Raw genomic sequence first — 12424 nt, forward strand, 5'->3', positions numbered from 1 at the left:
CCTTGCCCGGCTCCCACATACAGAATTGAGAAGCCAGAGGGGGAAGGCACCTGATGCCCCATGACACGCCTTTGATTGCGACAATCGTCATCGGGTTATGCCTGGCCTTCATCTTCGGTGCGATAGCCACCCGTCTGAAAATCTCCCCTCTCGTCGGCTATCTTCTGGCCGGTGTTATTGCCGGTCCCCACACACCCGGTTTCGTTGCAGATCAGGACCTCATTCTTCAGCTTGCCGAGATTGGCGTCATCCTGCTGATGTTCGGCGTTGGTCTGCATTTTTCCCTTAAGGATCTTCTTTCCGTCAAAGCCATCGCGGTTCCCGGCGCACTCGCACAAATCGCAGCCGCCGCAGCACTTGGCACCGGCCTTGGCCTCGCCCTTGGCTGGGATGTGCAGGCGGGTCTCGTTTTCGGCTTGGCTCTTTCGACCGCAAGTACGGTCGTCCTGCTGCGCGCCATGCAGGAGCGCCGCCTGATCGATACGGAGCGCGGACGTATTGCAGTCGGCTGGCTGATCGTCGAAGACCTCGCAATGGTCATGGCGCTGGTTCTGCTTCCAGCAGTCGCCAGCGTAACCGGTCGTGCCGAAGGCTCGGCAGCAAGCGATCCCATCGCTTCGTGGCTCGGCCTCGGTATTGGCGGCATCATCCTTCTCACCATCGCCAAGGTTGTTCTGTTCGTCGCCCTGATGCTTATGGTCGGGCGCAAGGTCATACCGTGGCTTCTGAATGTCGTGGCTCAGACCGGCTCCCGCGAACTATTTCGTCTCGGTGTGCTTGCCATTGCACTGGGCGTGGCTTTCGGCGCTGCCCATCTGTTTGGCGTTTCCTTTGCGTTGGGCGCCTTCTTCGCTGGCATGGTGATGAGCGAATCCGAACTCAGCCATCGGGCAGCGGAAGAGTCCCTGCCCTTGCGCGATGCCTTCGCGGTGCTGTTCTTTATCTCGGTCGGAATGTTGTTCGACCCGATGAGCCTTCTCCGCGATCCGCTGCCCCTGCTCGGAACACTTGCCATTATCCTCATCGGCAAATCAGTCGCGGCATTCTTCATCGTGCGCGCTTTCCGTCGCCCTGTCAGCACGGCGCTCACCATTTCGGCAAGTCTTGCGCAGATCGGTGAATTCTCCTTCATTCTGGCGGGGTTGGGCGTCAGCCTCAATCTTCTCCCACCGGCTGGACGCGACCTTATTCTCGCTGGTGCAATCCTGTCGATCTTCCTCAATCCGGTTATGTTCATCGTAGCGGAACGAATGCGGCCTTGGATCGAAAAGCGAAGCAAACACGGAACACCAGCCGGTGAAGCCCCCGGTGTCGAACTGAGTATTTCCGAACCTGAGCCGTTACCCCAAACTTTGCTGACCGGACACACGATTGTTGTTGGCTATGGCCAGATCGGCGAAAGGATTGCAGCAGGATTACAGGCAGAGACGACGCCTTTTCTCGTCATCGAGGTTTCGTCGAAGGTCAGCGCCTCGCTCAAGGACAAAGGCGTCGAAGCCATTGCCGGCAACGCCTCGGATTCAGAGATACTGAAGGCGGCCAATCCGGCAATGGCGCGAAATCTGGTTATTGCAATCCCCAATGCCTTCGAGGCTGGACGGGTCACAGCATTAGCCCGAGCCGCAAATCCGGAAATCAGCATCGTCGTACGCGCCTGCTCGAAGGCGGAAGCACAATATCTAAAGGATCTTGGCGCAGATTTTGTCATTCTGGGCGAAGAAGAGATCGCAACAGCCATGGCAAAGGCAATCGGAACTGAGATCAGAAAGAAAAATGCCGGAATTGTTTCCGAAGAAAACGAATCTCAGACTGACATATTAGGGATAGTATCGGGAGAAGGATCGACCGATATCATGGGCAATAAAGGGGATGATATGAAGCATGAAGGCATGGTGACCGGTTAATGAGAGCAAAGGATTACATCTGGCCGGTCGTAGGCATTTGCGCAGTCGGTATTTCGGCTTGGCTTCTCTATCGCGAGCTTCGCAGCATTTCGCTCGATGATGTTCTGGACAGTCTTTATGCCATCCGCACCCATCATTGGGTCCTGGCTACAGCATCGGCGCTTCTGGCCTACAGTTCGCTCGCCGGTTATGATCGCATTGCGCTCTTGCACCTCAAGCGCAAGATTTCCTGGCTCTTCATCGCGCTTTGCTCCTTCACCACATATGCCTTGTCGCACAATATCGGCGCTTCGGTCGTTTCAGGCGCTGTCGTGCGCTACAGGGCCTATTCCTCTCAAGGCATGCCCGGCAGTGAAATCGCCGTCCTCATCGCCTTCTGCTCCTTCACATTCATTCTCGGAGTCATAATGACCTCCAGCGTCGTTCTCTTGCTGGAACCGCATATTCTGATGCGTTTCAACGAGGAACTGACGCCGACCGTCTCCATTATCATCGCACTTTTGATGCTAGCATTCGTGCTGCTTTATGTCTTCGGTAGCTGGCTGCGCCTGCGTCCACTTCAGATCGGCAGTTTCCGTCTGGAATATCCGCGAATGTCGGTTGTGGTGCAGCAGCTCATCGTCGCACCGCTGGAGCTGATAGGCGCCGCTGGCATCATCTATTTTGCCTTGCCAGAGGCCGGCAATCCCGGTTTCCTCATCATTCTGGGCATTTTCCTGGTCTCGTTCTCCGCGGCCCTGATCTCGCATGCTCCAGGCGGCCTCGGTGTTCTGGAACTCGTGTTCCTCACCGGCTTGCCGGATATGAATCAGGCTGACGTTCTGGCAGCGCTGATCGTCTTCCGTCTGCTCTACCTGCTTATCCCGTTCGCAATGTCGCTTGTGGTTGTGCTGGTCTTCGAGAAATCCCAGTTCCTCTTGCGATGGAACGACAAGCAGCAGAAATAAAATTAGATTACAGACGGAGCATAGTTTTCACGAAAACCGTCCTAATTTGAATTTGTTTTCCTTAAAATGGCGGCTTTGACCGCCTATCTTGGAACCAGTTTCGCAAATGGAACAAATTGCGAAACTGAACGCCCTCCCAAGGCCTTATCCAAAAGGAAAAACACATGCCTGCGACATTGATCATCCCCGGCTACAAGGGATCGGAAGCAGGCCACTGGCAGCGCCAATGGTTGCATGACGATCCGTCAGCATTACTCGTCGAGCAGGACGACTGGCACTATCCGGTGCTATCCGACTGGATGCACGCGCTCGAAGCAAAACTCGCCGAAAATCCGGGGGCCGTTCTGGTCGCCCATAGTCTCGGCTGCGCACTGGTCGCACATCTGGCCAACCGCCCGTCGGCGGCTCATGTGGCGGGCGCCCTACTGGTTGCACCGGCCGACGCCGAAACAATGGCTCGTAAGGACGATCGATTCCTGAGCTTTGCTCCGCTCCCGCGCCAGGAGCTGGGTTTTCCATCCATCATCGTCGCAAGCCGCAACGATGAATATATGAGCTTTGCCAAGGCAGAAGCTCTGTCCCATGTGTGGGGATCGGGATTTGTCGATCTCGGCCATGCCGGACACATCAATGTAGCAAGTGGATTCAGCCGCTGGCCGGAAGGAATTATCCTCGCATCTTCTCTTCACAGAGAACCGATGAACAACACGCTTTCCCAAGCAGCGTGACCGCAAGCCGTCCATTCCTCGAATGGACGGCTTCTTCGATCTTAGGCACCTTGCCTACGTTCAAGCAGAACCTTCAGGACAAGCGTCAGAAGAGCAATCAACGCGAGCGTCGAAGCCGCAGCGAATGCACCAGCGACGTTATAGTCATTGAACAGTAGTTCCACCTGAAGCGGCAGCGTATTGGTCTTACCTCGGATGGCACCCGAAACGACCGACGTTGCTCCAAACTCTCCCATCACACGCGCATTGCAAAGTACAGCTCCATAGAGCAGTGCCCATTTGATATTGGGCAAGGTCACGTAGAAGAAGGTTTGCCAGGCATTGGCTCCAAGCGTCAGAGCTGCTTCTTCTTCTTCACTCCCCTGCACTTCCATCAGCGGGATCAGTTCACGCGCCACGAAAGGCGAAGTGACAAAGAGGCTGACAAGGAAGATCGCCGGAACCGTGAACATGATCTTGATGTCATAGGCTTCCAGCAATGGCCCGAGCAAACCTTGCGATCCGTAGAGGAAGAGATAAGTCACACCGGCCACGATAGGCGAGACTGAGAACGGTATTTCTACGAATGTAATCAGCAGCCGCCGTCCGGGGAAACGGAACTTGGTTACGAGCCATGCGACGCAAACACCGAACGCCATATTAATAGGCACCACGACAATGGCCGTCAGAATGGTCAGCCAGACCGCATGCAATGTGTCAGGTTTCAATATTTCGCCGAAGAAGACATCTACGCCCTTGCTAAAAGCATAAGAGAAGATAACGGCGAGTGGTGCCCCGATGCAGATCAGCGACAAACCAGCCGCCAGCCAGATCAACAGGTTACGCATCGGCCCGGAATTACGTGCCTGCAGGCTTGCGCTAACGTTCTGCATAACGAAGCTGCCTTGCCTGAATAAGATTGGTCACAAGAAGCATCAGGAACGCCGTAATGAGCATCACGAATGCAAGTGCTGCGGCGGCTGGATAATCATATTCATCAAGCCGGATGAAAACGAGCAGCGATGTCACTTCGGTTTCGAAGGGAAGATTGCCTGAGATAAAGACAATCGAACCAAACTCACCGAGGCTGCGGGCAAAGGAAAGCGACGAGCCTGCAAGGAAAGCTGGAAAGATGGTCGGCCAGATAATGTGTGAGAATGTCTGCCAGGAGCTGGCCCCGAGGCTGCGGGCAGCTTCTTCGACATCAGCGCTCATATCCTCCAGTACCGGCTGCACCGTGCGGATAACAAATGGAATGCTGGTGAAAAACATCGCGATCATGATGCCAAGCGGTGCATAGGCAATCTTTATTCCAATCGGTTCAAGGAACCGTCCGAACCAGCCGTTCTGGGCAAAGAGCGTTACCAATGCCAAACCTGCTATGGCAGTAGGCAGCGCGAAAGGAAGATCGACTGCAGCATCAATCAGGCGTTTGCCGGGGAATTCGTATCGGGTCAGCACCCAGGCCAGCAAGAGACCGAATAAGCCGTTAAATACGGTTGCCACTGCGGCTGCACTCAAGGTGATCTTATAGGTCGCCAGTGCCCGATCTGAGGTCACGATATTCCAGAAGTCGCTCCAGCCGAGACTTGCCGTTTTCAGAATCATAGCCAGCAGTGGCAAGGCCACGATGACAGCCAGATAAAGCAAAGTGCAGCCGAGGGTCAGTCCGAACCCCGGCAGCACAGAATTACGTTTCATGCTTAGAAGCGACACTGGATTTTTCCAAAAAGCAAGGCGATCCCTCAGGGATCGCCAATTGGCTCTGTTTACTTACCGGTGAAGAGCTGATCGAGCACTCCGCCTTCGGCGAAATGTTCCTTCTGAACTTTCTCCCAGCCACCGAAAGCATCTTCAACCGTCACGAGACGCACATCAGGATAGATATCCTTGTGCTTTGCGATGACGTCCTTGTCATGCACGCGGTTGAAGTTTTGAGCCAGAATCTCCTGGCCTTCCGGCGAATAGAGATAATCGAGATAGGCTTCGGCAATCTTGCGCGATCCGCGCTTGTCTACCACCTTGTCGACGACCGTAACGGGGAACTCTGCCAGCAGACTGACTTCGGGTACGACAACGTCATATTTGTCCGGTCCAAGAACCTTTTCGGTTCCGCGTGTTTCAGCCTCGAAAGTCACCAGAACGTCGCCAATGCCACGTTCGGCAAAAGTCGTCGTTGCGCCACGACCGCCCGTATCGAACACGGGCACATTCTTGAAAATCTTCCCGATAAACTCGTGAACTTTTGCCTGATCTCCCTTGAATGCTTCGTTCGCGTACGCCGTCGCAGCAAGATAGGTATAGCGCGCATTGCCCGAAGTTTTCGGATTCGGGAAGATCACCTTCACGTCGTCACGCGCCAAATCATCCCAATTCTTGATGTTCTTCGGATTGCCCTCACGAACAAGGAAAGCAGGGAATGAATAGTAGGGTGACGAGTTGTTCGGGAGTCGCTTCTGCCAATCGGCCGGAATGAGATTGCCCTTGTCATGCAGGACCTGCACGTCGGTTACCTGATTGAAGGTAACGACATCCGCCTCAAGCCCTTCCAGGATCGAACGCGCCTGCTTCGAGGAGCCCGCATGGGACTGATTGACGGTCAGATCTTCACCGGTCTTGGTCTTCCAGTCTGCGATGAAGGCCTTGTTGACCTGTTCGTAGAGTTCTCGCGCGATGTCATAGGAAACGTTGAGGATTTCCTTCGGCTCCTGCGCATGAACCGGAGCGGCGCCGAGACCGAGGGCTACCGCCGCATATAGAATAATTTTTCTCATTAGACCCATCCCCACCGCGCTGTTTGCGAAAAGCGCTCTAAACTGGATTGTTTTCGGAAAACAAATCTAACGAGAGAAGAGACAAAATCAATCTAAATCATTGATTTAAATATATAAACTACTTTCCAAGTCATTCATGGAACCTGCGCCCAAACCAAATGCTGACATGAGAAAATAATTCTCATCAGGATCAAAACCATAAAATGAAATGCAAAAGGCAGGAGACTTCTGCCCCCTGCCTTCAAACCATTCTTGGACTTCTGGTCTCACCAGAAACCGCGATGCTGCCAGCACCAGAGAAAATTATGCTCGCCACGCTCCAGCCGACTACGGCGGCGGGCTGCAATCTCTTCCGCATTCAACTTCATTTCGCGCCAAGGCTGCTCCAAAAAGGCCGGAACACGCAAAAACGTATTCTTCATTTTCGTAGCGAGCAGTTGAACGGTTCGCTTCATGCCTAGCCTCCTCATTGCCTTCCGCTCAAATATTGTCGCGCTTTCGCCGCAACAATGAACGATAGGTTAATTTTGAAGGCTTCTCGGCTTTTGTCAATAACCTACTTATTTTATCGGAGTTAACTGTGTGAAATAATTTGCGAGCCAGATCAACCAGCCCGCAAATTCATTCCTGTTAAACCTCATAGTCGATTGAGGGCGTAATGCGTACCTTGCCGATATGACGACCGTTCATCGACTCGATCTTGAACTCCAGACCATCGGCAACGAAGCTTTCCCCACCCAGCGGCAAGTGCCCGAGATGCCAGAGAACATAACCGGCCAGCGTCGTATAGCGATCACCATCATCGAGAAGGTCGCGTTCAAGAAGACCACTCAGCCGACGAATATCGGTAAAGCCATCCACAAGATAACCACCATGGCCGTCCGACTGCGCGACAGCCGCCTCTTCATCTTCATCAGGAAACTCACCGGCAATGGCTTCCAGAACGTCGGTGGGTGTCACGACGCCTTCGAAAGAACCGTGCTCGTCCACCACCACCGCGATCTGAACAGGTGAGTTGCGCAACTGTTCCATAACGCGCAACACATTTGCATTTTCATGCACGACAAGCGGTTGTTTTACGATTTTGTCCCAGTCGATAGGCTTCCTGTCGCCGATATCGAGCAGAAGATCCCTCACAAGCGCCACGCCGATGAACTCATCCACCTGACGACGTGCGACGATGACGCGTGAATGTGACAGCTTGCGAATGGCCTCATCCAGTTCCGCTTCGTCTTCATCGAGGTCAAGCCACTCGATCTCGTTGCGTGGCGACATGATGGAACGCACAGGTCGATCAGCCAGATCGAGAACGCCGCGGATCATCTCCTTTTCTTCCGGCAGGAAGACGTCACTGGCGGCTGTCTGCTGGGCAATCACATCAATCGTATCAGAGAGCGGATTTTCACCGCGACCGCCACCGAGCAGGCGCAGGACTGCGCCTGCCGTGCGTTCTCGCAGATCATTGGTGGTAACCAGCTTTTCGCGGTTGTGTCGCGACATCTGATTGGCCGCTTCGATCAATACCGAGAAGCCGATCGCCGCATAGAGATAACCCTTTGGAATATGGAAGCCGAAACCTTCCACGACCAGACTGAAGCCAATCATCATCAAAAAGCCAAGACAGAGGATGACGACGGTGGGGTGTTTGTTGACAAAGTCCATCAACGGCTTGGAAGCAAGCATCATCACGCCAATGGCGATAACCACAGCAATCATCATGACCGGCAGGTGCTGGACCATGCCAACAGCCGTAATGACGCTATCGAGCGAGAATACCGCATCCAGAACGACAATCTGAACAATCACTTGCCAGAACACAGCATGCACGACCTTGGAACTTTTTGGCCCATGATCGCCCTCTAGCCGCTCGTGGAGTTCCATCGTGCCCTTGGCGAGAAGGAAGAGGCCACCTATCAGCATGATGATATCGCGTCCCGAAAACGACAGCCCCATCAGCGACACCAAGGGCTCTCGCAGAGTGACGATCCAAGAAATCGACGCCAGCAGTACCAAACGCATCAGAAGAGCGAGACTAAGGCCGATCAGCCGCGCACGATTGCGTTGGTGCGGAGGCAGTTTGTCGGCCAGAATGGCGATGAAGACGAGATTGTCGATACCGAGAACAATCTCGAGTACCACCAATGTCACCAAACCTATCCAGGCATTGGGGTCGGCAATCCAGTCCATGGACCAGTCCATGATATGTCGGCTCCTTTAAAGATCAGCAGAAATGAAAATTGGAAACTACGCCGCAAGCAGTTTGTGGCCGGGCCGCTTTTGTGCGGTCCAGCCCCAGGCGGACAAAGACTATCGGGAATTGTTCAACGCGCGGGAAACCCGAACACCCCTGCGGGGAACACGGACTTCGAGAAGACGAATCGTCAGAACTGTCGTCGGGCATAAAGCGCGATGAACCTTATATGAGGTGTTTGCGAGGCTACAAGCCTCAGCAACACCGGTTGCCATATGGAACATATGGTTTTGTTATTAAGCAGACTGAAGCCTGCTGCACAAGAGAACTATTATTATTCGGCCGGTGAGACATGAACCCGGCGCTTACGCTCCCGACGTGGACGGGCTTTGAAAAAACGAACGCCAATGACCGTCACGATGATTGTGACGATCGTGATCCCGATTACGAACCAGAACATGTGATCGCCGTTCATTCTGGCAAAAACGCCAGCGCCACGGCCAGCTAGCCAGCCCGGAAGGAACATCAGCGGGGCCCATACCAGGGCAGACAGGACATTAGCGGTCTGGAAGCGCGTCTGATCCATCGACATCATGCCGGCAACCATCGGCACGGTGCAGCGCACAGGACCGAAGAAGCGGCCCAGGAACACCGCCGAAAAGCCATAGCGACGGAATAGAAGGCGAGCACGCGCGACACCGCTGCGGTGCTTGTTGAGCGGCCATTTGTGGATGATGTTGCGGCCAAGCCACCAGCCCAGGAAATAGGAGATAATATCGCCGATAACAGCACCAATGATCGCGCCGATGATGACGGGAATGGGTTCAATGATTCCGGCACCCACCAGGCCGCCGATGGCGATCATGATCGGAGTGGCTGGAATGAACATTCCTATAATGGCGAGAGACTCGCCAAAGGCGATGATGCCCACGATAGGCCCAGCCCATACCCGATGATCGGAAATAAACTGTCCGAGATCGCCTATTATGCTTTCCATTCCGTCCTCAAATGTCGCGAACCGGATTTTGAAACGATGTGAGCCGTTTCTGTTTTCTTCGGCAAGGGCAACCCGGTGCATGAAGCGCCTTGCTCTGACAAATTTCAGGGGCGGTGCCGGTGTCCGTGACTTCAGAACCACTACCAACCGATCAAGTCTTTTATATGCCGTAGCTTCTCAGACAAGCATCAATAATTGATGACATGACTGCGACATTTGCGGCGTGGTTCTACTCCCTGAACGAAACCTCCCCACCGAACGTATTAGTCCAGCTTCGCGAATATGGAGCCGCAAGGTTCGGCTTACAACGCCGGAGACATGAAAAAATGAATCAAATCAAGAATCTCTTATTTCTGATTCTCAAAAGAGCGCTCCGGAAATACAACCAGAATACACATTCCTGTAAAAAGACACCGGTAACGCGCAGAAATTGATTTTCGAAAGCCCCACATTTCCGGGCTTTTTGGACAAGCTGTTATTTTTTTCAGAAATTTTGCAGTTGAAGGCTGGACAGGTGGAAAAGAGGCCGTTATAGAACCGCTCACTTCACCGGGGCCGCTGCCTCGGCAAAGCGAGTGGGTGATTAGCTCAGTTGGTAGAGCAGCTGACTCTTAATCAGCGGGTCGTAGGTTCGATCCCTACATCACCCACCATTTTCTCTTCTGAAAACAAACGCTTCCGCTGATAACTGATCCTCAAGGATCAGACAAAATCTTCCCGTTCGGACAGACATGTGTCTCCGTATAAGCAGATGATTGCCTGCTGTAGAGAATGCTTCGGCTCCGGTTTTCTCATACACACCCCCAATACATTACCGATAATTAATTGGCATATTCATATGCGGTTCATCTAAAAAGACAGACATTACTCGCACGCCTTTTATCGGCGCCCCTGTAAAAGAGTAATGGAGTCAAATAGCCATGAAATCGAAGACCGCATTTATCACTGTAATTGCAACATCTTTGCTTGCTGTCCCCGCACTAGCACAAGAAAACAACAGTGCAAATACTGATAAACCGGCAGCAGAGACGGCCGTTGCACCAAACAAAGATATGAAGGGCAAACATGGCCCCGTCGATCTTGAGAAATTCTCTCGCATGGATGATCTCAAGGCCGCCGATACCGATGGCGACGGCGTACTTTCTCGAGCCGAAATCGAAGCATTGGCACTCAAGCGTATCGTGAGCCGTGCAGCCGACCGCATGGAACGTCGTCTCGATATCAATGGCGACGGTAAGGTTACGCTTGCAGAAGTGGAAAACCAGCGCAAGAAGGAATTCGCTGCACTGGATCGGAACGAGGATGGCAAAATCGATCGCAGCGAGATGCGTGCTGCGAAGATGCATCACCAGGCCAGGGGCTCTCACCACAAGGGTCCACATCACATGGGCAACCACAAGGGTGGGGAGCACAAAGGCCCGATGAAGGATCAAGCCGAGAATCCGCAGGAATAAAGCTGAAATTTAAAACCCGGGCTCAATGCCCGGGTTTTTCATGCGTTGATATCAATGTCATCGCTCAGGAGCGGATGACGCCCTTCTTGAAAATGATATTGCCATAAAGTCGTTTCTCACCCGTACGAATGATCGCGAAAGCATCGCGAGCGCGGTGATAAAAGGCAAATCTTTCAAGCGGATCGACAGAAATCTTCCGTCCCTCGGCCGCTTCTATGACCGCTTCAAACTCCTTGAAAATCGTTGGCGTTTCATTGGGCGCCTGCATGACAGCGGCTGGCTTGTCAACAAAATCGTCCAAAGGCAGCAGCGACAGAACGGCTTCCGCCATATCCGTCGCAGTGATTCCTGGAAAATCCAGTACGTGGACACCAGAAGACTGTGCCGGATAATTGGCATCGACGATCACGAGATCGTCTCCGTGCCCCATATCGGCGAGAACCTCGAGCAACGAGCCGGTCAGCAATGGATTGATATTCTTCAACATAAGACGTCAGTTCCCATAAAAATTCTGTCGCCTCACACTAAACAACTCGCTTTCAGAATCGCAAGGTCCAAGTGTTGGAAGGCGATCGGCTTCATCTCGTAGTAGGGTCCAGCTTGTCGCGTAGCCAATCACCCACAAAGCTGATCGATAGTGTCGTGAACATGATCACAAATGACGGCGCGAGCATGATCCACGGTGCACGAGTGAGATATTCGCGACCATAACCAACCATATTGCCAAGACTGGTCATGGGCGGCTGCACGCCCAATCCCAGAAACGAAAGGCTGCTTTCGAGAAGAATAATCTCCGGGAATGTCAGCGTCATCGAGACAATCAGCGTCGAAGCAATGTTCGGGAGGATATGCTTGAGATACACGCGCGATGGCGTAGCGCCGAGTTGGGTAACCGCTGCTGCATAGCCTTGTGCATTGGCCGAAACGGCCAGTCCACGTGCGATACGGGCATAACGTTCCCAGCCATAGAAACCCATCAGGCAGGTCAGCAGCAGAAGTGAGCTGCCAAAGAATGCCAGCACGGCAAGCGACAGAATCAGGAATGGTAGCGCCGCCTGAAAATCAGCCAACATGACCACAACCTGCTCTACCGCACCTCGAAAATAAGCTGCAAGAAAGCCAAGCGCCGTCCCGAACACCGCTGAAATGATCGTAGCGCCAAATGCGATGAGCAGCGAAATGCGAATGGATTCGATAAGGCGTGAAAGCACGTCACGTCCCAGTTCATCGGTGCCCAGCCAGTGCTGTGCGTTCCCCGGCAGTGCGAGGCGGTTTTTCAGGTCAAAGGCTGTGATGTTGTATGGTTTTATCCAGTCCGCAGTCAGAGCAATCAGGATCATTGCGGCGATCCAGATAAAGCCGATGATGACCGTCAGCGGAATGCCTTTACGGTTCTTTTTCGGCTGCACGGTAACGGCGGCAGTATTGGCGGTCATATCCGTCATCGGTT

Annotated in this window: 12 protein-coding genes and 1 tRNA gene; 5 read left to right on the top strand and 8 right to left on the bottom strand. The window is 53.4% G+C overall.

Translation table 11 applies throughout. The annotated features are described in order from the left end of the window. Positions 1-53: 53 nt before the first annotated feature. The 3 genes from ybaL (at position 54) to F9K91_RS11680 (ending at position 3579) form a co-directional block, all read left to right on the top strand. Positions 54-1904, top strand: coding sequence for a YbaL family putative K(+) efflux transporter (gene ybaL / locus F9K91_RS11670; protein WP_151677849.1), 1851 nt, complete (start codon positions 54-56; stop codon positions 1902-1904). After that, the gene (locus F9K91_RS11675) at positions 1904-2851 is read left to right on the top strand and encodes a lysylphosphatidylglycerol synthase domain-containing protein (RefSeq protein WP_061346082.1); all 948 of its coding nucleotides are present in this window, start codon (positions 1904-1906) and stop codon (positions 2849-2851) included. The genes ybaL and F9K91_RS11675 overlap by 1 nt, the downstream gene beginning before the upstream one ends. A 164-nt stretch (positions 2852-3015) precedes the next feature. Further along, on the top strand, positions 3016-3579 hold the full coding sequence (locus tag F9K91_RS11680) for an alpha/beta hydrolase (protein ID WP_151651743.1): 564 nt from the start codon (positions 3016-3018) through the stop codon (positions 3577-3579). A 41-nt stretch (positions 3580-3620) separates the two neighbouring features. Here the strand turns inward: F9K91_RS11680 and cysW are convergent, their stop codons facing one another. The 6 genes from cysW to F9K91_RS11710 form a co-directional block, all read right to left on the bottom strand. Next, positions 3621-4451, bottom strand: a complete 831-nt coding sequence (cysW, locus tag F9K91_RS11685; protein ID WP_151651744.1) for a sulfate ABC transporter permease subunit CysW — start codon at positions 4449-4451, stop codon at positions 3621-3623. Next, on the bottom strand, positions 4438-5259 hold the full coding sequence (gene cysT / locus F9K91_RS11690) for a sulfate ABC transporter permease subunit CysT (RefSeq protein WP_151555717.1): 822 nt from the start codon (positions 5257-5259) through the stop codon (positions 4438-4440). The genes cysW and cysT overlap by 14 nt, the downstream gene beginning before the upstream one ends. Positions 5260-5327: 68 nt before the next feature. Then, entirely contained in the window at positions 5328-6332 is a 1005-nt protein-coding gene (locus tag F9K91_RS11695; RefSeq protein ID WP_151555716.1) for a sulfate ABC transporter substrate-binding protein, read from the bottom strand. Positions 6333-6598: 266 nt separating this feature from the next. After that, entirely contained in the window at positions 6599-6787 is a 189-nt protein-coding gene (locus tag F9K91_RS11700) for a hypothetical protein (RefSeq protein WP_104755894.1), read from the bottom strand. A 175-nt stretch (positions 6788-6962) separates the two neighbouring features. Then, entirely contained in the window at positions 6963-8531 is a 1569-nt protein-coding gene (locus F9K91_RS11705; RefSeq protein ID WP_151677850.1) for a TerC family protein, read from the bottom strand. A gap of 326 nt (positions 8532-8857) precedes the next feature. After that, positions 8858-9520 carry a DedA family protein gene (locus F9K91_RS11710; protein ID WP_151555715.1) on the bottom strand — a complete coding sequence of 221 codons (663 nt, stop codon included), beginning with the start codon at positions 9518-9520 and terminating at the stop codon, positions 8858-8860. 577 nt (positions 9521-10097) lie between these two features. On the opposite strand from F9K91_RS11710, the gene F9K91_RS11720 reads away from it, so the two are divergent. Together F9K91_RS11720 and F9K91_RS11725 are read left to right on the top strand one after the other, a co-directional pair. After that, a tRNA-Lys gene (locus F9K91_RS11720) sits at positions 10098-10173 on the top strand. A gap of 267 nt (positions 10174-10440) precedes the next feature. Then, a complete protein-coding gene (locus F9K91_RS11725) occupies positions 10441-10974 on the top strand; it encodes an EF-hand domain-containing protein (protein ID WP_151677851.1) in 534 nt (177 codons plus the stop codon). A gap of 64 nt (positions 10975-11038) precedes the next feature. On the opposite strand, the gene F9K91_RS11730 is transcribed toward F9K91_RS11725, so the two are convergent. Further along, positions 11039-11461 carry an RbsD/FucU family protein gene (locus F9K91_RS11730; protein WP_151555690.1) on the bottom strand — a complete coding sequence of 141 codons (423 nt, stop codon included), beginning with the start codon at positions 11459-11461 and terminating at the stop codon, positions 11039-11041. 91 nt (positions 11462-11552) lie between these two features. Then, a complete protein-coding gene (locus F9K91_RS11735) occupies positions 11553-12419 on the bottom strand; it encodes an ABC transporter permease (RefSeq protein ID WP_151555689.1) in 867 nt (288 codons plus the stop codon). Positions 12420-12424: the final 5 nt, after the last annotated feature.

This window comes from Brucella tritici, from assembly GCF_008932295.1.
GTDB classification, from domain to species: Bacteria; Pseudomonadota; Alphaproteobacteria; order Rhizobiales; family Rhizobiaceae; genus Brucella; species Brucella tritici.